Raw genomic sequence first — 21,991 nt, 5'->3', positions numbered from 1 at the left:
GTGGAATCGGCTCTCAAGCCCTTCCGGGTGCTCGCCTACGTGGTCGGCGTCATGCTGCTCATCCTGTGCGTCGCGATGGTGCTGCGCTACGGCTTCGGCGCCGCCGAGCTGTCGAAGATCGTCGCGCCCATCCACGGCGGCCTCTACATGATCTACCTCATCACCGTCATGAATCTGGGCATGAAGGCGCGCTGGAGCTGGCCGTACATGCTCGGGGTCATGCTCGGCGGCACGGTCCCGTTCCTGTCGTTCTACGTGGAGCGCAGGGTGCACAGCCGGGTGCGGTCGGAGCTGAGCGCGGCGAGGGCCTGACGACCCCCGCCGCGGCCCGCGGGCCTCAGCCGCCGATCCCGCGCCTGCGGGCCCGCTTGAGCCGCTCGCGCTGCGACGGGTCGAGCATGAGGTAGCCGACCACCGGCGCCGCGACCGCGCCGAGCACCACCAGCAGGGTGATCCAGCCCGGCAAGAAGATCAGCGAGAGCAGAACCGCGGCGCCTGCGCCGATGACGTACTTCTGAACTGGCGACATCCCTGGCTTCCTCCGAACGCGGAGCCCGCGCCCCGCCTCTCCCACATTCTGCGTCGCCCGTCCAACGAGTGGACCCGTGCCTGAGGTTCCATGACGCGATGTATCTCAATTGTTGCGGGACCAGAGGGTGAGGTGGATCGAGCCGTATGTGCGGGTCTGTCCTGGGACGAGCGTTCCTTTGAGGGTGCGGTAGCGCTCGTCGTCGGCGTACTTCGTCCCGATCCTGGGGGAGATGAGCCAGACCCGGTCCACGCCCTTGAGGGCCGCGTCCAGTTCGGCGGCGGTGCGCGGGCCGGGCGCGCCGGGCGCGCGGGTGAGGTCCGTCAGGCGGTCGTACGGGGCGCCGTACACGGCCACGAACAGCCGGAAGCGCTGCGGCACGAACAACACCCGGTCGCCCGGACGTTCCTCCGCGGCCAGCGTGGCGGCCAGCGTACGCAGGTCGTCGGGACGGGCGGCGGGCTGCCTCATCGCCGCCTGCGCGGGGAACACGAGCACGGCGAACAACACCAGGACGGCGACCGGCACGGCCCGCCACCGCACCCCGGCCAGGCCGATCCCGGCGAGCAACGCCAGCAGCGGCACCGCGAAGAGCACGTAACGCGGATGGTAGACGGGCTGGACCTGGGAGATCGCGAACGACAGCGCCACCGGCAGCACCGCCCACACCGCCACGGCCGGGGCGCGTACGGCTCCCCACACAGCGGCGGCGAACAGCACGACCGCGCCCGCCCCCGCGACGTCGCCGGGGAAGGCGGCCAGCTCGGCCCAGCCGGGGGTCCTGAGCCAGAACACCTGGGCGTCCCGCTGACCGGCGGCCAGGACGAGCAGCGGCACGAGAGCCGCCCCCGCCGCGCCGACCGCGACCGCCGACCGCACGACGGCGGGCATCGGGTTCGTGAGCGGGCGGCGGAGGGCGGGCAGCCAGGCGGTGAGCAGGTGGGCGGGGACGAGCAGCAGGGCGTACAGGTGCAGCCAGCCGAGCAGGGCCACGCTCGCGCCGTAGGCCGCGCAAACCCCCGCGCCGGGACGGTCGAGCAGCTTGACCAGGAGCCACGTGGCCAGCACGGCGACCGCGCTCACCAGGGCGTACGAGCGGGCCTCCTGGGCGTACCGGGCGGCGATGGGGGTGAGGGCGTACAGCAGACCGGCGTACAGGCCGGCGGGGGTGCCGGCCAGGCGGCGGCCCAGGGCCGCGACCCCGAGCGCGGCGGCCGTGAAGGCGAGCACCGAGGGCAGGCGGACGGCGATCTCCGGCGGCCAGGGAAGCGCGGCGAAGGGCCGCAGGAGCAGGTAGTAGAGGGCGTGGACGGCGTCGAGGTCGGCGAGGAAACGGCGCAGCTCGCCGAACGGCATGCGCGCGACCAGCGCGCTGACCGACTCGTCCCGCCACAACGACGGCACCGACAACCCCCAGAACCCGGCCGCGGCGGCGACGGCCGCGGGCACGACCGGCCACCACCGGCCGGCGTCCCGCGTGGGGGCGCGGGCGCCGGCGAGGCGCGGCAGGACGGGCGCGCCGGTCACCGGCGCGGGCCCATGACCGCCCGCAGCTCGTGCCGGAGGACTTCGGGGGCGGGACGGTCGGCCGGATTGCCCGACAGGAGGCGCACCAGGACGGGAGCCAGCGCCCCGGCCCGCGCCAGCGACGCCCCCGGCGCGGGCGGCACCCCCTCCACGGCCATGAACAGGGTGGCGCCCAGCGACCACAGGTCGGCGGCCGGGCTCGCCACCCCCTCCGGAGCCGTGTACGCCGGGACGGTGCCCGACCGCAGCGGCGCGACCAGCGTGGCCCGCCCCTGGTCGGAGATGAGCACGCCGCTCGGCTGCACCGCCCCGTGCCGGCCGCCCATGGCCTGGAGCTGGTCGAGCAGGGCGAGCCCGATCTCGGCCACCTCGGCGGGCGGGAGCGGTCCAAGGGCGCGGACGACCTGGTCGAGCGGCTGGTCGAGAGCCAGCCGCTCCAGCGTCTCGCGGACCACCTCCACCGGCGGCGACCCGGCGGGATGCAGCATGGCGCGGATCAGCGACCGCAGCGGGTCGGCGCCCTCGGCGGGCACCTGGCCGGGCGGACGGCCCTCGACGGCGAAGTGCAGCGTGGCCGCCAGCGACCACAGGTCGGCCGAGGGCCGCATGCTGAGGCTCGGCACCCCGAACCCGGTGAGCACCGCCCTCCCGGTGCTGGTCAGCAGCACGTTCCCGGGGCTGACCTGCCCATGGACGATCCCGGCCGCGTGCGCCACGGACAGCGCCGACAACACGCAGACGCCCATCCTGGCCACCTGGACGACGGGCAGCGGCTGCCGGGCGCGTACGGCCTGCTCCAGCGACACCCCCGAGACGAACTCCATGACCAGCCACGGCACGCGGTCCTCGACCAGCACGCCGAGCACCCGGGCGATCGAGGCGTGCCGCAGCCCCGCGGCCCGGCGCGCCTCGTGCAGCGCGGACTCGCGCAGCTCGGGCGGGATGCGCAGCTCCCTGACCGCGACGTCGCGGTGTTCCGTCTCGTCGAAGGCCAGCCGTACGGACCCCGCGCCCAGGGGGTTGAGCAGCCGGTAGCGCCCGGCCAGCTTCCTGGTCTCAGCCATGTCGAGTGCACGATAGCGCTCGCCCGGCCCGCCCGGCCATCACGCGGTCCGGCCGGTCAGCCACGCCTCGTGGGCGTCGTGCAGCCTGCTCCAGAGCCGCTCCGCGTCCTGGTCGGTCAGGTCGTCGAAGGTCAGCGAGAACACGTCGGCCAGCGCCGCGTAGTAGTCGCGCGCCGTGTCCAGGGTGATCGAGTGGCTGCCGGCGCCGACGCGGGTCAGGACGAGCCCGCGCAGCGTGTCCACGCCCGAGGCGTCGCGCCTCTGCACGACGGCGGTGCGCACGAACCCCGACGACGGCGACGTCGACAAATGGTTGTGCATATCAGCGAAGGCGGACATCTCTGTTGGGGTCCGCTCGAAATCCATCCCTACGAACGAACCGCTCGGGTCATGGTCGAACCGCCATCCGCCGGGCGCGACCTGCGACGGCCGCAGGACGTACGTGAACGGCCCCTGCCGGTACGCGCCCGCGACCAGCGGCAGCGGCTCGTGCACGCCGTCCCCGAGGCCGAGGTCGGCCAGCCACTCGCCGCCCGGGTTGTCGTGGCTCGGCAGGCCGCGCACGGTCAGCACGAGGTGGTTGCCGGTGACGCCGGGCTCGCTGCCGGGGTTCTGCACGCCGCCGACGTGCCTCGTGACGTCGTAACCGAGGCTCCTGATCAGCTCGGAGAAGGCGCCGTTCAGGTGGTAGCAGTAGCCGCCGCGGCCCCTGATGATGCGCTCGGCGGACTCGACGGGATCGAGGGAGGTGGGGCGGCCGAGCCAGATCTCCAGCGCCTCGTAGGCGACCTTCTCGACGTGCGCGACGTGCAGCGCGCGCAGGCCCTCGGCGCTCGCGGGGGCGTCTATCAGGTGGGACAGGCCCAGACGGCTGAGGTAGCCAGCGGTGTTCACGCCGCAAGTCTGCACCAGATGTGCACAAATTATGGAGTGTCGTCTGCACAGCGCACTTCTAGGCTTTCGTGCGTGGCAGAGCAGCGGCGCGTCCTCGTGGTCGAGGACGATGTGACGATCGCCCTGGCCGTGCGGAACAGGCTGGCCGCCGAGGGTTTCGACGTCCGGGTGGCGGGCGACGGGCAGGACGCCCTCGTCCAGTACGGGAAGGCGGAGCCCGATCTGGTGATCCTCGACCGGCTGTTGCCCGGTCTGGACGGGCTTGAGGTGTGCCGCAGGATGCAGGCGGCGCGGCCGGTGCCCGTCCTCATGCTGACCGCGCTCGGCGAGGAGACCGACGTGCTGGTCGGGCTGGGGGTGGGGGCCGACGACTACCTGGCCAAGCCGTTCAGCATGCGCGAGCTGGTGGCCAGGATCCACGCGCTGCTGCGCCGGGTCGAGCGGGCGGCCCAGCTCGCCGTCGAGGACACGGTGATCAGGGTCGGCGAGGTGGAGATCGACACGGCCGCGCGCCGGGTGTTCGTGGGCGGGATCGAGGCCCAGCTCACCAGGACCGAGTTCGACCTGCTGCGGCGGCTGGCCGAGCGCCCCGGGCAGGTCTTCGAGCGCGAGCGGCTGCTGTCGGACGTGTGGGGCTTCTCCGAGGCCGCCGCGACCAGGACCGTGGACAGCCACGTCCGGGCGCTGCGCCGCAAGCTCGGCTCCGACGTGGTGCGCACCGTCCACGGCGTGGGTTACGCCCTGGTCCGGCAATGAGACCGCTCGACTTCCTCGGCCGCATCAAGGTCAAGCTCGGCATCGTCATCGTGCTGGCGGTGGGCACCGCGTTCGTGGTGAACGAAGTCGGGCTGAACGCCGGGTTCACCCGGGACGTCCGGATCGTGGTCGCGGTCATCCTCGCGTTGATCATGGTTCAGGTGCTGGCCATGGGCATGACCAAGCCGCTGCGTCAGATGGCCAGGGCCGCCCAGACGATCGCCAAGGGCAGCTACGGCCTGCGGGTCAGCGCCACCTCGCGGGACGAGGTGGGCGAGCTGGCCAGGGCGTTCAACGCAATGGCCGCCGACCTCGGCGCGGTGGACCGGCAGCGGCGCGAGCTCGTCGCGAACGTCAGCCACGAGCTGCGCACCCCCATCACCGGCCTGCGCGCGGTGCTGGAGAACGTCGTGGACGGCGTCTCCGCGCCCGACCCGGTCACCATGAGGACCGCGCTCGCCCAGACCGAACGGCTCGGCCGTCTGGTGGCCCAGCTCCTCGACCTGTCCAGGCTCGACTCCGGCGTCCGGCTGATCGAGCCCGAGGCCGTCGCGCTGGCGCCGCTGGTCGAGCAGGCCGTGCGGGAGGCGTCGCTGGCCCGCGAGGACGTCACGATCGAGGCGTCGGTGCCCGGCGGGCTGGGCGTGCGGGCCGATCCCGACCTGCTGGCGCAGGTGCTGGCGAACCTGCTGGACAACGCCGTACGGCACAGCCCTCCCAAGGGCGTGGTGACGGTGGCGTGCGGCGCGGAGCGGGACGGGGCTCGGCTGGTGGTGGCCGACCAGGGGCCGGGCATCCCGGAGGCGGCCCGGGGTCGGGTGTTCGAACGGTTCTCCCGGCTGGACGCGGGGCGCGCGGCCGACTCCGGGGGCGCGGGGCTGGGGCTGGCGATCGTCAAGGAGGTCGTGGAGCTGCACGGGGGGTCGATCCGCATCGACGACTGCGCGGGGTGCCGCATGGTCGTCGATCTACCAGGAAGGACGACGATGACGGACACACCGTTCGACACGGGGGCGAACCGAGGCCGCACCGACCACCTGAGGGACCCCCTCCCCCCAGCCACCGCCCCCAACGCGCCCGGCGACGACCACGCCGTCCCCACCCCGCCCCTCAGCACCCCGGCGGGCCAGGGCACGACGGCGGCCCAGGGCACGACGGCGGGCCAGGACGCGACGGCGGGCCAGGACGCGACGGCGGGCCAGGGTACGACTGCGGGTCCGGACACGACGGTGGGACAGGGCATCACGGAGGGCCCGGGGATGGCGGTGGAGCAGGGCATCACGGCCGATCAGGGCGCGATGGCGGCTCAGGGCGCGGTGGCGGGGGAGAACGCGGCAGGGGAGGGCACGGCAGCCTCAGGAACGCCGGCTCGCCCGTCCTCGGCCGAGGACACGCCGCCGCCCGCTTCCGCAACGACGGACCCAGGCCCGCCCGCGGCGTCCGGCACCTCCAGAGGGGTCGGCGTACCCGCAGAGTCCGGCACCCTCAGAGGGGCCCCCACAGGGCCTGGGACCGCCACAGGGCCTGGCATCTCCGCAGGGTCCGGCCTGCCCGCGGGGGGCGGGGCGTATCAGGGAGCCGGTCCGGCGCAGCCCGCGTCGGCGGGTGCGGTTCCTTCGGCGGTGGGGGGTGGGGGGCTGGCCAGGATGGTCGGCGGCGGGGTTCTCGGGATGATCGTCGGCTTCCTGGGCGGTCTGTTCGCGGCCGTGCTGGTCTCGATGACCGTCGGCGACGGCCTCGCGCTCGTCACCCTTGTCATGGTGACCGCCCTGGGCGGCGCGCTCGGCATGGCGCTGGGCGCGAGCTCGGTACGCAGGGCGGCGGCCTACCAGGCCGCCTACCAGGGCGCCGCGTACCGGGCCACCACGCACGAAGCTACCCCCAACCAGGGCGCCGCCTACCAAGGCACGGCGCACCAGAGCGGCGCGGCACACCAGGGCGCCGCCTACCAAGGGGCGGTGGCGGGGCGGGCCGCGGCTTGGGGTGGGGGCGGGGGTGGGCAGGTGTACGTGCCGCCGCCGCTCTTCCCCAGGCCCGAGCTGCCGGCCCCGCCGCGCTGGCTGCTGCCGGCCGCCGCCGGCGCGGGCGTGTTCGCCGCCGTGGCGCTGCCCGACGCACAGGTCGGGCTGGGGATCGTGCTCGTCGCGATGGTGCTCGGCGCGGCGGCGCTGCCGGCCGTGCTGCGCAGGATGACCCCCTGGACGCTGGCGTTCGGGATGACGGCGTACTGGCTGATCTCCATGACGGCCGTGCGCGACGCGGACTGGCTGGTCGCGGTCCTGCTCATGGCAGGGGCCGGGCTGGGCGCGCTGGCGGTGTCCGGGGCGGGGGCGGGATGGCTGGGCGTGATCAGGGGCGGCATGTCCGTGGTGCTCGCGCTCGGCCCGGTGCCGTGGTTCCTCGCCGGGCCGTTGCGGAAGCTGACCGCCAGGCGGCGGATCCTGCCGGTGCTCGCGGGGCTCGGCATCACGGCCGTGCTGGTGCTGGTGTTCGGGCTGCTGTTCGCCTCGGCCGACGCGGTGTTCGCCGCGTACGTCGAGCGCCTGACCAGCACCCCAGCCTGGGCCGACTCGGCGCCCTTGCGGATCTTCGTCTTCGGGTTCGTCGCCGTGCTGCTGGCCGCGACGGTGCTGGTCGCGCTGCGGCCGGTGATCGACCCGGTCGGTCCTGAGCACAAGTTCGGCGTGAGCAGGATCGTGTGGCTGGTGCCGCTGGTCGGGGTGAACCTGCTGTTCTCGGCGTTCGTGGCGGTCCAGATCAGGGTGCTGTTCGGCGGCGACGGCTGGGTGCTGCGGACGGCGGGCCTGACCTACGCCGAGTACGCCAGGCAGGGGTTCTTCCAGCTCGTGGTGGTCAGCGTGTTCGTGCTGGGCATCGTCGCGGTGGCCGGGGGGCTGCTGCGGACCGAGCGCGGCGAGCGCTGGCTGCTGGCCGTCATGCTGGGCGTGCTGTGCGGGCTGACCCTGGTGGTGCTGGCCTCGGCCCTGCACCGGATGAGCCTCTACACCGACGCCTACGGCCTGTCGCGGCTGCGGATCTCGGTGCAGGCGACGGTGTGGTGGCTGGGCGCGCTGTTCGCGCTGGTGCTGCTGGCCGGGGCGGTACGCCTGGCGGGCCGCGGCTCCGGCTGGCTGCCGCGCACGATCGTCCTGGTCACCGGGCTCGGCCTGGGGGCGTTCGCGATGGTGAACCCCGATCTGCAGGTCGCGCAGACCCAGGTCGAGGTGCGCGGCGTGACCAACATGGACTCCGACTACCTGGGCGACCTCGGCGCGGAGGCCGTGCCCGCGCTCGACCGGCTGCCCGAGCCGCAGCGCAGTTGCGTGCTGGCCGACGTGGTCAGCGCCAACGGGCTCGACCGCGCCGACCCGTGGAACGGCTGGAACCTCGCCCGCGCGCGGGCCAGGGACCTGCTGGCCGAGCGGCCCGTCGTCCGCTCGACGACGTGCCCATCGGCGTCCTCGCGCGGCTCTGATTGAATCTTGGTGTGAGGTTCGACGTAGTCATCAGCGGCGGCCGGGTGCTCGACGGCACGGGCGCGCCGCCGTACCGGGCGGATGTGGGCATCGCGGGCGACGAGGTCGCGGCGGTCGGTCGGCTGGGCGGCGCGCAGGCCGGTACGGTGATCGACGCGACCGGCCGGTTCGTCGCGCCGGGCTTCGTCGACTGCCACGCCCACGGCGACGCCGCCGTCTTCGACCCGGCCGTGCAGCTCGCGGCGTTGCGGCAGGGGGTGACCACGTTCGTCCTGGGGCAGGATGGTCTGTCCTTCGCGCCGGGGTCGGCGGAGACCGTCGCCTACGCCTCCCGCTACTTCGCCGCCGTCAACGGCGCCCTGCACGAGGGGCCGCTGAGCGTGGCCGAGCTGCTCGACGGCTACGACCGCGCGGTGGCGCTGAACACGGCCTACCTGCTGCCGCACGGCACGATCCGCTACGACGTGCTCGGACCCTCGCCGGAGCCGGCCTCGCGGGCGGAGCTGGCCGCGATGGTCGAGCGGGTCGAGCGCGGCCTGTCCGAGGGCGGGGTCGGGCTGTCCAGCGGGCTGGAGTACCTGCCGGGCCGGTACGCCGACGCCGCCGAGCTGGCCGCCCTGTGCGCGCCGCTCGGCGGCCTGCCGTACGTCACCCACATGCGGGCCTACGGCGCGAACGCCGGGGTCGGCATGGCGGAGGTCGTGGACATCGCCGGCCGTTCCGGCGCGGCCGTGCACGTCTCCCACCTGCACGGGCCGGCCGACGTGCTGCTGCCGCTGGTCGGCAGGGCGCACGACGACGGCGTCGACCTCACCTTCGACACCTATCCCTACCTGCGCGGCAGCACGATCCTGGCCATGGTGGTGCTGCCGCCGTCCGTGCCGGGCGCCGACACCGACGCGGCGCTGGAGATGATCGCCTCGCCCGAGCTGGACGACTGGTGGGCGGGGCTCGGCGAGGTCTACCCCCGGCTGACCGTCTCCCACGCGCCCGGCCTGGAATGGGCCGAAGGGCTCGCCCTGCCGGACGCCGCGGAGCGGGCCGGCATGACGCCCGCCGCGTTCTGTCGCCACCTGCTGGTGGCGACGCGGCTGGAGGCCGGGTGCGTCTCCGCGCGTCCCGACGAGGGCCCGGCGGGTGAGGAGTCCGTACGCCGGATCCTGCGCCATCCCGCCCACACCGGCGGCTCCGACGGCATCTACGTGGGCGGTCATCCGCATCCGCGCGGGTTCGGGGCCTTCGCCAGGTTCCTCGGCCGGCACGTCCGCGAGCTGGGCGACTGGACGTGGGAGCAGGCGGTCGTGCACCTGGCCTCCCACCCGGCCCGGCGGTTCGGGCTCGACCGGCGCGGGCTGGTACGCCCCGGACACGTCGCCGACCTGGTGGTGTTCGACCCGCTCACGGTGTCGGACCGGTCGACGTACGCCGATCCGCGCACCCCCGCGCACGGCGTGGACGACGTGCTCGTCTCCGGCGTACGGGTGCTGACCGGCGGCGAGCTGACCGGGGCCAACCCCGGACGGGCGCTTCGATCACGCTGATCCCGCCTGGGATAAGGTCAGACGCGGATAAAAGGGGGTGTCGTGCAGGTGATCCTTGGGCAGTCCGTCCTCGACGGCGAGCTCGGCTTTCCGCTGATGATCGTGCACCGCGACGCGCTGGAGCACAACGTGGCCACGATGGCGGCCTTCGCCCGCGACCACGGCATGGAGCTGGCCCCGCACGTCAAGACGCACATGTCGCCAGAGATCTCCGCGATGCAGCTCGAAGCGGGCGCCTGGGGGCTGACGGTCGCCACGACCCGGCAGGCCAGGATCGCCCGCGGCTACGGCGGCGACCGGATCATGGTGGCCAACCAGGTCGTCGACACCGCCGGGCTGACCTGGGCCGCCGGAGAGCTCGACCGCGACCCCGCCTTCGTCTTCCTCAGCTTCGTCGACTCCGAGGCCGGGGTGGACATCCTGGCCCGGCACGCCTCGACCCGGCCGTTCCGGGTGCTGGTGGAGCTCGGGCACGAAGGCGGACGAGCCGGCTGCCGCACGCTCGACGAGCTGCTGAAGGTGGCCGCGTACGCGCAGGAGACGCCCGGCGTCGAGCTGGCCGGCGTCGCCGGGTACGAAGGGGCGCTGAAGAGCGCCGACGAGGTGCGGCGGTACCTGGGCGGGCTGCAGGAGGCCGTCGAGCACGTCCGCGTGCGCAACCCGATCCTGACGATCGGCGGCAGCCAGTGGTTCGACGTGATCGGCCGCGAGCTGGTCACCACGCACGCCAGGATCCTGCTGCGCAGCGGCGCGTACGTCACCCACGACGACGGCTACTACCGGGAGCGCACGCCGTTCAACCGGATGGCGGGCGAGCTGCGGCCGGCTCTCGAGGTGTGGGCGCACGTGTTGTCCACGCCGGAGCCGGGCCTCGCGATCGTGGGCATGGGCAAGCGCGACGCGCCCTACGACGAGGGCCTGCCGGTGCCGCGCCGCAGCGGCGTCACGGTCACGAAGATGCAGGACCAGCACACCGTCGTCCGGGCCGACGGGCTCAAGCCGGGCGACCTGCTGGCCTTCGGGATCTCACATCCGTGCACCGCGTTCGACAAGTGGCGCGTGCTGCCGTTGGTGGACCGGGATTACCGTGTCGTCGGCACGATTCACACCGATTTCTAGGGAGATTCCGTGAAGAAAGAGCTCAAGACCACCGAGGGCGCCGCGCCGGTCGGGGCGTACTCCCAGGGGCTCGTGGTGGGCGACTTCGTCTTCACCTCCGGCATGGGCCCGCTCGACCCGCACACCGGCGAGATCGTCGGCGACGACGTGGCCACCCAGACCCACCAGGTGATGAAGAACCTCGGGGCCATCCTCGCCGCCCACGGCCTGGGCTTCGACGACGTCGTCAAGTCGACGGTCCACCTCCAGAACGTGAAGGAGGACTTCGCCGCCTACAACGAGGTGTACAAGTCGTACTTCACCCAGCCGTACCCGGTGCGGACGACGGTGGGCTCGCAGCTCATGAACATCCTGGTGGAGATCGACTTCGTCGCGCACAAGAGCGCGTAAGGTCTGCACGTGGACAGTTCGGTATACGTCTTCGCCGAGGACCTGCACGGTGAGGGCGTCGAGCGGGTGCTCGACAGGATCAGCGCGTACGGCGTGGGCGGGGTCACGGTCGGCGCCGTCCACCACGGCGCGCGCGACGTCACCCCGCACGGACTGTCCCGGCTGACCGTCAGGCACGACGGCGTGCACTTCACCCCGCCGGCCGAGCTGTTCGACGGGCTCCGGCTCGCTCCCGTGCCCGGCCACGTCCACGCCCTCGACGGGCTGCGCGAGGCGTGCGCCGGGCGCGGCCTGAAGCTCCACGGCTGGACGGTCTTCCTGCGCAACGCCACGCTCGGCAACGAGCACCCCGACGTGACCGTGCGCGACTGCTTCGGCGACCGCGGCTCGCTCGTCGACCTGTGCCCGGCCCATCCCGACGTGCGCGAATACTCCGTCGCGCTGGCCAGGGCGGTGGCCCGGCTGGGCGTCGAGAGCGTGGTCGCCGAGGCGCTGCACTTCACGCCGGTCGAGCCGCAGCGCTCCTTCGTGCAGCTCGGCCCCATGGACACGTTCCTGTTCGGGCTCTGCTTCTGCGACTACTGCATGCGCCGGGCCACCGACCTGGGCGTGAACGCCGAGGTGGCGCGGGAGGAGTGCGCGCGGATCGTGGGCGGCGTCTTCGACGGCGACCCGGCCGCGCAGGGCGAGGTGACCAGGGCGGCGCTCACCGCCTACGCCGGGCCCGAGGTGGTGGCGTACGCGCGGGCGCGCTCGGAGACCGTCACCACGCTGGTCTCCGAGGTGTCGTCGGCGGTCGCGGAAGAGGGCTCCAGGCTGGTCTTCATCGACTCGACCGGAGCGGTGAAGGGCTACCGGGACGGCCTGCCGACGCCGGGCCTGGCCGCCCACGACGCCTGGCAGCTCGGCGTGGACCTGGTGGCGCTGGGCGACCTGGTGCCCGCCTTCGGCGTGCTGGCGTACGCGCGGGACGCGGCGCGGGTGGCCGACGACGTGGGCGCCTACCTGCGGTCGGTGGGCAAGGACCGCGAGGTGCGGGCGGTGCTGCGGCCCGGCTACCCCGACAGCGACTCGACCGACCGCCTGGTGGCCAAGGCCAGGGGCGCGAAGGCGGCGGGCGCGCTGGCGGTCGACTTCTACGCCTACGGTCTGGTGCCGCACCCGGTGCTCGACCGCATCCCGGCCGCCCTGGCCGCCGCCGGCTGACCCGCCCGGCCCCGCTCACCCCGGGCGCAGCCGCTCACAAGGTGTCGAGCAGGGCCGAGACGGCCTTCTCGGCGAAGCCGCCGGGCAGCGGCAGGCCGCGGAAGACCGTGCGCATCCACACGGCCCCGCCCAGCAGATCCATGATCAGCAACGGGTCGGCCGACGCGCTCAGCTCACCCCGCCGCACCGCGCGTTCGAACACCACGCGTTCCCGCGCGAACCGGTCGGCGAAGAACCGGCCGGCGTCGAGCTCGGGATGGCGCACGGCGGCGGCCAGCGCCGCGACCGCGATGTCGCTGCCGGGCGGCTCGGTGAGCAGCCGCCCGATCTGCTCGACCAGCGCCACCAGGTCGCCGCGGAACGACCCGGTGTCCGGCGGCTCGAACGCCAGCACGCCGGACTCGACCAGCGCGGCCCCCAGCAACGCCGCCTTGGACGGCCACCACCGGTAGATCGTCGTCTTGTTGACCCCCGAGCGCTCGGCGACCCCCTCGACGGTCAGCCCGTCGTAGCCCTTCTCCGCGACCATCCACAACGTCGCGTCGAAGATCTCCTGCTGCTTCCTCGGCGCCATAGGTCATTTTCTCCCGGCGAACGCCATGGCCACGCCGAGCCCCAGGTAGACGACGCCGCTGACGTACCGCAGGGCCTTGGCGCCCCTGGTCAGGCGGGTGCCGAGGGTGCCGGCGGTGAGGGCGTACACGACGTCGGATACGAACCCCAGGAGCAGCAGCGTCAGGCCGAACACGACGATCTGCAACGCCGGCGAGCCGGCGCCGGGGTCCACGAAGTGCGGCAGGAACGCCACGAAGAACAGCGCCACCTTGGGGTTGAGCACGTTGACCAGGACCCCTTCCAGGAACACCTTGGACAGCGGCTGCACGGGCGGCGTCCCGGCCCGCGCCTGCTTGGCGGTGAAGGCGCGCACGCCGAGGTAGACGAGGTAGGCCACGCCGGCCCACTTGACGACCGCGAACAGCGTCGCCGACCGCGAGATCACGTACGAGAGCCCGGCCGCGGCGGCGGCGATGTGCACCAGCGTCCCGGTCTCCACGCCGAGCGCGCTGGCCAGCCCGGCGGCCCTGCCCTGGGCCAGGCCCCTGGCGGCGATGTAGAGGTGGTTGGGGCCGGGGACGAGCACCAGGGCGAGCGAGGCCGTCGTGAAGAGCACGAAAGTCGTCAAGGAGATCACGAAAGAGCAGCGTAGAGGGGGCCCGGCAGCACGATGAGGGCCAATTCCGGGGCGGCCGGGCGGACCAATGGAATGTCACAGGCGCGTGGCACACTTGCTGGCGTGAACGGTCTTCTCGTCGGGCGCTCGGCCGAGCTGTCCAAGCTCGTGCGTGTGCTGGAGTCCGCGGCCGAGGGCACGGCCGGGGTCGCGCTCGTCGGCGGCGACGCCGGGATCGGCAAGACCCGCCTGGCCGGTGAGCTGGTCGCCGAGGCCCGCGAGCGCGGCTTCCACGTCATGGTCGGCCAGTGCGCCGAACTGGGCGACGCGCTGCCCTACCTGCCGCTGGCCGACGCGCTGCGCGGGGCCGAGCCCGGCGTGCGCGAGGCCGTCGCCGCCCATCCCATGCTGGGCCAGCTCCTGCCGGGCCGGGAGAGCGGGGCGCCGTCGGCCGGGCTCACCCAGCAGCGGCTGTTCGGGTCGCTGCTCGGGCTGCTGGCCGACGTCCAGCCGGTGCTGTTCGTGATCGAAGACCTCCACTGGGCCGACCGTTCCACCCGCGACCTGCTGGTCTTCCTCAGCCGCATGCTCCAGAGCGAGCGCGTCTGCGTGGCCGGCACCTACCGCACCGACGACCTCCACCGCCGCCATCCGCTGCGCGCGGTGCTGGCCGAGCTGAAGCGGCTGCCGTCGGTGACGAACGTGGAGCTCGGCCCGCTGGAATCCGGCGAAATGTCGGACTATGTCACCACTCTGGGGCAGGTCGGCGCGCAGGAACTCGGGCTCATCGTCTCGCGCGCCGAGGGCAACCCGTTCTACGCCGAAGAGCTGTTCGCCGCCATGTCCGAGGGCGACAGCCTGCCCGACGGGCTGGCCAGCCTGCTGCTGTCGCGGGTCGAGGTGCTGTCCGAGGCCGGGCAGCGGGTGCTGCGCGCCGCCGCGGTGGCCGGCCGCCGGGTGGAGGACGACCTGCTGCGCGAGGTGGCGGGGCTGCCGCTGGCCGAGTTCGAGGAGGCGGTCAGGGAGATCGTCTCGCGCGGCCTGCTCAAGGTGCACGGCCATGGCTACGCCTTCCGCCACGCCCTGCTGCAGGAGGCCGTCTACACCGACCTGCTGCCCGGCGAGCGCACGCGGCTCCACGCCGACTTCGCCCGGCTGCTCACCTCGCCCGCCGAGCTGGCCCACCACCACCTCGCCAGCCACGACCTGGCCGGGGCGCTCGCCGCCTCGGCGCAGGCGGGCCGCGAGGCCGAGCAGCTGGGCGCGCCCGCCGAGGCGCACAACCACTACGACCAGGCGCTCGGCCTGTGGGACCGCGTCGAGGGCGCCGCCGGGCTGGCCGGCGAGAGCCGGGTCGCGCTGGCCTTCCGCAGCGCCGTCGCGGCGGCCGACAGCGGCGACAACCACCGGGCGATCCACCGGCTGCGCGCGCTGCCCTCGACCTCCGAGGTCGAGGAGCGGCTGGCGTACTACCTCTACGAGACCAACGACCCGCCCGGCGCGATCGCGGCGGCCGAGCGGGCGGTGGAGAGCGCCGAAGACGAGCCGAGCCTCGCCCGTGCCCTCGCCACGCAGGCCCGCACGCTGCTGTGGACGCCGCGCCACCGCGAGGTCGAGCCGCTGACCGCGCGCGCCCTGGAGACGGCCCGCGCCTGCGGCGCCGCCGACGCCGAGGTGGGCGCGCTGCTCACGCTGGCCAGCTACGTCGAGCTGCGGGGCGACGTCGCCCGCGCCCACTCGCTGGTCGAGAGCGCCTCCGCCCGGGAGACCGGCGACCTGGCGATGGACCTGCGGGCCCGCTTCCACCACGCCCGCATCCTCTACGAGCAGGGCCTGCTGGCCCAGGCCGCCGAGGTCGCCGACGACGGCATCAAGCTGGCCGTCCACACCGGCCTCAACTGGAGCACCTACGGCACCGACCTGCGCTTCCTGCGCCTGCTCATCCACTACGTCGCCGGCGAGTGGGACGCCGCGGAGGCGGTGGCCGCCGGGTTCGGCGCGCGGGTGGGCACGTTGTCGGAGGCCATCCTGTCGTCCTTCGCCCTGTTCATCGAGGTGGGGCGGGGGCTGCCCGCGGTCGAGGCGCGGCTGGGGTGGCTGCGCCCGTTCTGGCACGACCCGCTGGCCACGTACATGTCGCGGGGCATGGCCGCCGAGCACGCCCTGTGGAACGGCGACCCGGCCGCCGCGCTCGACCACGCCCACGCGGCCATGGCCACGCTCGACGAGGGCGAGTCCGGCACGCTGCGGCTGGCCGCCGTCAGCCTGTGGGCGATGGCCGAGCTGGGCACCACGGAGGGGGCCGACGACCTGCTGGCCCGCGCCCGGTTCGCCGCGACGAGAGGGCCGACCGGCGACGGCGGCCACCTCGGCCCCGAGGGGCAGGCGTGGGCGCTGCGCGTGGAGGCCGACTGGCACCGCCTCCACGGGCGGCTCGACGTCGCGCTGTGGCGCAAGGTGGTCGCGGCCTTCGACTTCGGCTTCGTCTACGAGGTGGCCAGGGCGCGCTGGCGGCTGGCCGAGGCGCTGCTCGCGGCGGGCGAGCGGGAGGCGGCGCAGCAGGAGTGGTCCCTGGCCAAGGAGGCGGCCGGCCGGCTGCGGGCCGCGCCGCTGGAGGCCGCGCTGCTGGAGTTCGGCAGGCGGGCCCGGTTCGGCGGCGGGCAGGCCGAGGGCGGGCTCACCGCGCGCGAGGTCGAGGTGTTGCGGCTGGTCGCCGAGGGGCTGACCAACAAGGAGATCGCCGGGCGGCTGTTCATCGCGCAGAAGACGGTGAGCGTACACGTCTCCAACATCCTGGCCAAGCTGGAGGTCTCCACCCGTACCCAGGCGGCCGCCGCCGCCCGCGCGCACGACCTCCTGTGACCGCCTGCGCTGCCGGAGGGGCCGAGGCGGACAGGCAGGGGTGAGTCCGTACATCTGGGACGCCACGGGCGGCCATTTGGGGCGATGTTTGCGGTTCGCCTCGTAGCGTCCGAGATCGGGACCTCTCACACCGGAGAGCGATGGCGGGCCCGGCCGGCGGCTCGCGTCGACCCGTCCTGTCGTGACAGGTCGGCCCGCTGCGCCGACCCGTCCTGCCTCGAAAAGGAGCAGTCTCATGCCTACTCTCGCCACGTCACTGCCCGCCCTGGCCGCGGCCGGGCTGACCGTCCTGGCTCCGGCCGTCGTCCCGGGGGCCGCGCACGCCGCGGCCGTGATCTCCTGCACCGTGTCCGGTCAGGCACAGTACCTGCCCGGGGCGCAGCGGCTGCTGCGCCTGGAACGTTCCGTCAGCCGCCGGGAGCCGTGGAACTGCGTCGACCACGGCGGCACGGGCGTCACGGCGGCCCGGCTCAGAGCCAGCTTCAACGGCGTGACCCCGACCTGCGGCGGACGTACCACGACCAGCACCAGGGGGCGCCTGTCCGGCGACGGCGACGCCTTCGACCGGGTGTTCACCGACCGCGACGCCGACGGCCGCAGCCTGCCCAACCGCATCGTCTACAACCGCGAGGGCCGCAGCCTGGCCGATCGCATCGTCCACGACCAGGACGAGCGCAACCTGGCCGACCGCGTCATCCACGACCGCGACGGCCGCAACCTGGCCGACCGCGTGGTCTACGACCGGGAGCGCTGGGGGCAGTCCGACGGCGTCATCCGCGACCGCGCCGCCGCCGCCGGGAGCGCCGCGCCCGCGGGCACCGGCACGGTCACCATCGACTGGACCGTCAACGGCACCAGGCAGACCAGCAAGGCCGGCGCGCGCATCGTCGAGATCGTGCGCGACACGGCCAAGGTGTCGGGGACGATCCAGTCCGGGCCGTTCAGGGGCAAGGCGTTCACCGGCCGGTTCGACACCTACCTGCTCGGCGGTTCGGGCACGTGCGTGTCGGGCTCGTCCGGCAGCGTGCTGCACGCGGACTTCAAGGGGCAGTTCACCGTCGGCTGACCAGCCACCCACCGGGCGCGACCGGCGCCTGGCCCCGTACGGGCGGCCAGTCCGCCGGTCCCGTCCGGCCGCGCCTGTTGGTAGGTTGTCCTGAGGTGTGCCGGGAAGTCTGGTCGGCGATTCTGTCGTCGATCTCGGAGTTCTCCTTGAAGGCTTTCCCGGGTGGTCCGCCGTGACCGTCACCGCGTGGCTGGCGGTCGCCGTCTTCCTCGTCTCGTACACGCTGATCGCCACCGAGAAGGTGCACCGGGTCGCCGCTGCGCTCGGCGGCGCGGGGATCATGCTGGTGCTGCACGCCACCGACGGCGGCGCGGCCTTCTTCGACGAGCACACCGGCATCGACTGGAACGTCATCTTCCTGCTGCTCGGCATGATGGTCATCGTCGGCGTGCTGAAACAGACAGGCGTCTTCGAGTTCCTGGCCATCTGGGCCGCCAAACGGGCCAGGGGGCGCCCGTTCCGGCTCATGGTGCTGCTGATCCTGATCACCGCGGGCGCGTCGGCGCTGCTGGACAACGTGACCACCGTGCTGCTGATCGCGCCGGTGACGTTCCTGGTCTGCGAGCGGCTGGCGCTGCCGGTGGCGCCGTTCCTCATCGCCGAGGCGATGGCCTCCAACATCGGCGGCACCGCCACCCTGGTCGGCGATCCGCCCAACATCATCATCGCCAGCCGCGGCGGGCTGACCTTCAACGACTTCCTCGCGCACCTCGCGCCGCTGATCGTGGTGCTGCTCGTGGTGTTCATCGGGCTGTGCCGGGTGATGTTCCGCCGGTCGTTCCGCTACGACCCCGAGCTGGCGGCCGAGGTCATGACGCTCGACGAGCGCGAGGCCATCGCCGACCGCAGGCTGCTGTGGCAGTCGCTGACCGTGCTCGCGGTGGTGATGGCGGCGTTCGTGCTGCATCCCGTGCTGCACTACGAGCCGTCGGTGGTGGCGCTGCTCGGCGCGGGCGTGCTGGTGGCGCTCACCAAGGTGACCACCGAGGAGGCGATCGCCGAGGTCGAGTGGCCCACACTGGTGTTCTTCGCGGGGCTGTTCGTCATGGTCGGGGCGCTGGTGGAGACCGGGGTCATCGCCCAGGTCTCCCAGGCCGCCGCGCAGGCCACGCACGGCCGGCTCGGGCTGACCACGATGGTCCTGCTGTGGGCCTCGGCGGGCCTTTCCGCCATCGTCGACAACATCCCGTACGTGGCCACCATGAGCCCGATCGTCGCCGACCTCGTCCAGGCCAACGGCGGCGAGGGCCCGGCGCAGGTGTTGTGGTGGGCCCTGGCGCTCGGCGCCGACCTGGGCGGCAACGCCACCGCCGTGGGCGCGGCGGCGAACGTGGTCATCCTCGGCATCGCCGCCCGCAACGGCACCCCGATCAGCTTCTGGCAGTTCACGAAGTACGGTCTGATCGTCACCGCGACGACGGTCGCGCTGGCGACGCCGTACCTGTGGCTGCGTTACCTGGTGTGACGCAGCTCATGTCACACCCGGGGGCCACGAAGGCTCTCAAAGGACATGATGCCTGGAATGACGGACGTTTTCGGCGGCCACAGGGAGCTGCTGTTCTCCATCGTCTACAACATGCTCGGCAGCGTCTCCGACACCGAGGACGTGCTCCAGGACACCTGGCTGGCCTGGTCGTCGCGGAACCCGGACGAGATCGGCAACCCGCGCGCCTACCTGGTGCGCATCGCCGTCAACCAGGCGCTCGCCCACCAGTCGGCGCTGCGCCGCCGCCGCGAGACCTACGTCGGGCCGTGGCTGCCCGAACCGCTGGTCACCGCGGCTGACGGGCCGGCCGACGGGGCGGAGGACGTGGTGCGGGGCGAGTCGGTGTCGCTGGCCCTGCTGGTGGTGCTGGAGACGCTGACCCCGCTGGAGCGGGCCGTGTTCGTCCTGCACGAGGTGTTCGCCTTCCAGCACACCGAGATCGCCGGCATGCTCGGCCGCAGCGCCGCCGCCGTACGCCAGCTCGCGCACCGGGCCCGGGAGCACGTCCAGGCCCGGCGCCCGCGTTACCGGGTGGACGCGCACGTCCAGCAGGAGGTGACCGAGCGGTTCGTGGCGGCGACCTCGACGCGCTGATGGAGCTGCTGGCGCCGGAGGTGACCCTGTGGGCCGACGGCGGCGGCAAGTCCGCGGTGGGCGGGCCGCGTCCGGTCCGGGGCCGCGACAAGGTGGCCCGGCTGCTCGTCGCGCGCACCGCCCAGCCGATGGACGGGCTGGACATCCAGTACCGGGAGACCAACGGGGACCCCTCGGCGGTGGTGTTCGTGGAGAACGCGCCGTTCGCCGTCATGGTCGTCGATCTGACCTCCGACGGGTCGCAGGTGCGCGACATCTACACGGTCGCGAACCCCGACAAGCTCTCCCGGGTGCGGAAGGAGCCGGGAGCGAGCCCGTCCTAGCCGACGGCCTCGGGCACCGGGCTCTCGACGGGCGCGGCGGCGGCGCGGGCCCGCAGGCCGAACGCGGTCACCAGCACCGCCGCCACCGCGGCGGCCACCGGGACGGCCAGGGCGATCCGCAGCGAGTCCAGGGTCGGCGCGGCGCCCCCGCCGAGCGCGGCCACGTTCACGGCGGTGACCGCCGACAGGCCGAGCGCGGTGCCGAACTGCATCGCCGTGTAGAGCATGCCGCCGGCCAGGCCCTGCCGGTCCTCCGCCACGCCCTCGGTCGCGGCCATGGTCAGCGGGCCGTAGGTCAGCGAGAAGGCCAGGCCGAGCAGGAGCATGGTGGGCAGCATGGCGGCGTACGTCCAGTCCGGGCCGACCGGCAGGAACAGCGCGTACGCCAGCGCCGACAGCACGATCCCGGCGAACAGCACGCGGGCGTTGCCGAACCTGTTGACCAGGCGCGGCGTGAGCGTGGGGGCCAGGACCGTGTCGATGCCGATCACCAGCATGGCCAGGCCGGTCTGCAGGGTGCTCCAGCCGCGCACCTCCTGCAGGTAGAGCGTGGCCAGGAACTGGAACCCGGCGAACGAGGCCAGGAACAGCAGCGCGCCCAGGTTGGCCCGGACGAGCGAGCCCGAGCGCAGGATGTCCAGCCGGACCAGCGGGTTGGCCGAGCGGCGTTCGATCAGCACGAACAGGGCGAGCAACAGCAGCCCGGCGGCGAACGTCGCGACGGTGGCGCCGGAGCCGTCCGCGGGCGCCTCCAGGCGGACCACGCCGTACACGAGCAGCAACATCGAGCCGGTGATGGTCAGCGCCCCGGCCAGGTCGAACGAGCCCCGCGCCCGTTCGCCGGAGTCCTTGACCAGCGGGACGGCGGCCAGCAGGATCACCGCCGACAACACCACGGGGGCGAAGAACACCCAGCGCCAGCCGATCGAGGCCAGCAGGCCGCCGGCGACCAGGCCGAGCGAGAAGCCGCCCGCCGCGGTCCCGGCGTACACGCCGAGCGCCTTGGTGCGCTGCGGGCCCTCGGGGAAGGTGCCGGTGACCAGCGCCAGCCCGGCGGGCGCCATGAACGCGGCGGCGACCCCCGTGACGAACCGGGCGACCAGCAACATCCACCCTTCGGTCGCCAGGCCGCCCAGGCCGGAGAAGAGCAGGAACACCGTCAGCCAGGTCAGGAACATGCGGCGGTGGCCGAGCAGGTCGGCGGCCCGGCCGCCCAGCAGCATGAACCCGCCGTAACCCAGCACGTACGCGCTGACCACGCCGCTGAGCGTGCCGGTGGACAGGCCGAGGTCGGCCCGGATCGACGGCAGCGCCACGTTGAGCATGGCCACGTCGATGCCTTCCAGGAAGACGGCCCCCGCCAGGACGAACAGCGCGCTCCACGCGCGTGCCCCCATGCGATCATTCGTGGGAGATGAGGGAGACATGGTGCATTCCTTCCACAATGGTCGGTTCCTTCTTGTAACCAGCAGCATTTTTGGTCACCATTAGGAGCCATGGAAGACGGAACTTCGATGTCCCTCGGTCACTGCGGGGATACCGACTACGACGTGCTGCAATGGGACCAGCGGGAGGACTGCGAGGTCAGGCAGATCCTCGACCGGATCGCCGACAAGTGGTCGCTGCAGGTGATCGCGCTGCTCGACCGGCGCAGCCTGCGCTTCACCGAGCTGCGCCGCATGATCGACGGCGTGAGCCAGCGCATGCTGACCAGGACCCTGCGTCACCTGGAGCGCGACGGCCTGGTGAGCCGTACCGTCCATCCGACCGTGCCGCCCCGCGTGGACTACGCGCTGACGCCCCTCGGCGGCACGTTGCACGCCACCATCCGCGCCCTGGTCACCTGGACCGAGGAGCACCAGGGCGAGATCGCCACGGCCCGCGCAGCCTACGACGTACGGGTGGCGGCCGAGCAGGCGGCGGCGGCCGAGGAGGAGGCCGGGCGGGAGGCCGTCGCCCGCGGCGTGCTGGCGGGCCTGCGCTGACC

The 21,991-nt window shown here is 73.4% G+C and carries 20 protein-coding genes; 13 read left to right on the top strand and 7 right to left on the bottom strand.

Annotated features, from left to right (window positions below):
- Positions 1 to 312, top strand: a complete 312-nt coding sequence (locus tag AB0J76_RS09190) for a DUF3817 domain-containing protein (protein WP_352322644.1) — start codon at positions 1 to 3, stop codon at positions 310 to 312.
- A gap of 25 nt (positions 313 to 337) precedes the next feature.
- Here AB0J76_RS09190 and AB0J76_RS09185 read toward each other — a convergent pair whose 3' ends face one another.
- The 4 genes from AB0J76_RS09185 to AB0J76_RS09170 form a co-directional block, all read right to left on the bottom strand.
- Positions 338 to 529, bottom strand: a complete 192-nt coding sequence (locus AB0J76_RS09185; protein ID WP_352322643.1) for a hypothetical protein — start codon at positions 527 to 529, stop codon at positions 338 to 340.
- A 105-nt stretch (positions 530 to 634) separates the two neighbouring features.
- Positions 635 to 2,056, bottom strand: coding sequence for a glycosyltransferase family 39 protein (locus tag AB0J76_RS09180; protein ID WP_352322642.1), 1,422 nt, complete (start codon positions 2,054 to 2,056; stop codon positions 635 to 637).
- Positions 2,053 to 3,120: a protein kinase gene (locus AB0J76_RS09175; protein ID WP_352322641.1), complete on the bottom strand. Its 1,068-nt coding sequence runs from the start codon at positions 3,118 to 3,120 to the stop codon at positions 2,053 to 2,055. The genes AB0J76_RS09180 and AB0J76_RS09175 overlap by 4 nt, the downstream gene beginning before the upstream one ends.
- 39 nt (positions 3,121 to 3,159) lie before the next feature.
- Complete coding sequence (locus tag AB0J76_RS09170; protein ID WP_352322640.1) at positions 3,160 to 4,014, bottom strand: arylamine N-acetyltransferase; 855 nt, start codon at positions 4,012 to 4,014, stop codon at positions 3,160 to 3,162.
- A 96-nt stretch (positions 4,015 to 4,110) separates the two neighbouring features.
- Between AB0J76_RS09170 and AB0J76_RS09165 the strand changes: the two genes are divergently transcribed.
- The 6 genes from AB0J76_RS09165 to AB0J76_RS09140 are packed head-to-tail and all read left to right on the top strand — an operon-like array spanning position 4,111 to position 12,502.
- Positions 4,111 to 4,770, top strand: coding sequence for a response regulator transcription factor (locus AB0J76_RS09165; protein WP_352322649.1), 660 nt, complete (start codon positions 4,111 to 4,113; stop codon positions 4,768 to 4,770).
- Entirely contained in the window at positions 4,767 to 8,249 is a 3,483-nt protein-coding gene (locus AB0J76_RS09160; protein WP_352322639.1) for a DUF4153 domain-containing protein, read from the top strand. Before AB0J76_RS09165 ends, AB0J76_RS09160 begins: the two co-directional genes overlap by 4 nt.
- Before the next feature lie 8 nt (positions 8,250 to 8,257).
- Positions 8,258 to 9,787, top strand: coding sequence for an amidohydrolase family protein (locus AB0J76_RS09155; protein WP_352322638.1), 1,530 nt, complete (start codon positions 8,258 to 8,260; stop codon positions 9,785 to 9,787).
- A gap of 42 nt (positions 9,788 to 9,829) precedes the next feature.
- Positions 9,830 to 10,906, top strand: coding sequence for an alanine racemase (locus AB0J76_RS09150; RefSeq protein ID WP_352322637.1), 1,077 nt, complete (start codon positions 9,830 to 9,832; stop codon positions 10,904 to 10,906).
- A 9-nt stretch (positions 10,907 to 10,915) separates the two neighbouring features.
- Positions 10,916 to 11,296, top strand: coding sequence for a Rid family detoxifying hydrolase (locus AB0J76_RS09145; protein ID WP_352322636.1), 381 nt, complete (start codon positions 10,916 to 10,918; stop codon positions 11,294 to 11,296).
- 9 nt (positions 11,297 to 11,305) lie between these two features.
- Entirely contained in the window at positions 11,306 to 12,502 is a 1,197-nt protein-coding gene (locus AB0J76_RS09140) for a hypothetical protein (protein WP_352322635.1), read from the top strand.
- Between the two features lie 34 nt (positions 12,503 to 12,536).
- On the opposite strand, the gene AB0J76_RS09135 is transcribed toward AB0J76_RS09140, so the two are convergent.
- Together AB0J76_RS09135 and AB0J76_RS09130 are read right to left on the bottom strand one after the other, a co-directional pair.
- Entirely contained in the window at positions 12,537 to 13,076 is a 540-nt protein-coding gene (locus tag AB0J76_RS09135) for a TetR/AcrR family transcriptional regulator (RefSeq protein ID WP_352322634.1), read from the bottom strand.
- Between the two features lie 3 nt (positions 13,077 to 13,079).
- The gene (locus AB0J76_RS09130; protein WP_352322633.1) at positions 13,080 to 13,694 is read right to left on the bottom strand and encodes a LysE family translocator; all 615 of its coding nucleotides are present in this window, start codon (positions 13,692 to 13,694) and stop codon (positions 13,080 to 13,082) included.
- A gap of 102 nt (positions 13,695 to 13,796) precedes the next feature.
- Between AB0J76_RS09130 and AB0J76_RS09125 the strand changes: the two genes are divergently transcribed.
- From AB0J76_RS09125 to AB0J76_RS09105, 5 genes are all read left to right on the top strand, one after another.
- Positions 13,797 to 16,535 (top strand): AAA family ATPase, encoded by a 2,739-nt coding sequence (locus AB0J76_RS09125; protein WP_352322632.1) that lies wholly within the window; start codon positions 13,797 to 13,799, stop codon positions 16,533 to 16,535.
- A 235-nt stretch (positions 16,536 to 16,770) separates the two neighbouring features.
- Positions 16,771 to 17,601: a hypothetical protein gene (locus AB0J76_RS09120; RefSeq protein ID WP_352322631.1), complete on the top strand. Its 831-nt coding sequence runs from the start codon at positions 16,771 to 16,773 to the stop codon at positions 17,599 to 17,601.
- 172 nt (positions 17,602 to 17,773) lie between these two features.
- Positions 17,774 to 19,066, top strand: coding sequence for an ArsB/NhaD family transporter (locus tag AB0J76_RS09115; protein ID WP_352322630.1), 1,293 nt, complete (start codon positions 17,774 to 17,776; stop codon positions 19,064 to 19,066).
- A 57-nt stretch (positions 19,067 to 19,123) separates the two neighbouring features.
- Entirely contained in the window at positions 19,124 to 19,681 is a 558-nt protein-coding gene (locus tag AB0J76_RS09110) for a sigma-70 family RNA polymerase sigma factor (protein ID WP_352322629.1), read from the top strand.
- Positions 19,681 to 20,004 (top strand): hypothetical protein, encoded by a 324-nt coding sequence (locus tag AB0J76_RS09105; protein WP_352322628.1) that lies wholly within the window; start codon positions 19,681 to 19,683, stop codon positions 20,002 to 20,004. Before AB0J76_RS09110 ends, AB0J76_RS09105 begins: the two co-directional genes overlap by 1 nt.
- Here the strand turns inward: AB0J76_RS09105 and AB0J76_RS09100 are convergent.
- Entirely contained in the window at positions 20,001 to 21,401 is a 1,401-nt protein-coding gene (locus AB0J76_RS09100) for an MFS transporter (protein WP_352322627.1), read from the bottom strand. The two genes, AB0J76_RS09105 and AB0J76_RS09100, sit on opposite strands and share 4 nt — an antisense overlap.
- Before the next feature lie 99 nt (positions 21,402 to 21,500).
- Here AB0J76_RS09100 and AB0J76_RS09095 point away from each other — a divergent pair, with 99 nt between their 5' ends.
- Positions 21,501 to 21,989, top strand: coding sequence for a helix-turn-helix domain-containing protein (locus tag AB0J76_RS09095; RefSeq protein ID WP_352322626.1), 489 nt, complete (start codon positions 21,501 to 21,503; stop codon positions 21,987 to 21,989).
- Positions 21,990 to 21,991 lie beyond the last annotated feature (2 nt).

Source organism: Nonomuraea sp. NPDC049624 (assembly GCF_040675255.1).
Taxonomy (GTDB): domain Bacteria; phylum Actinomycetota; class Actinomycetes; order Streptosporangiales; family Streptosporangiaceae; genus Nonomuraea.
The sequence above is the reverse complement of the archived record's forward strand: the minus strand, read 5'-3'. Positions and strand labels throughout refer to the sequence as shown.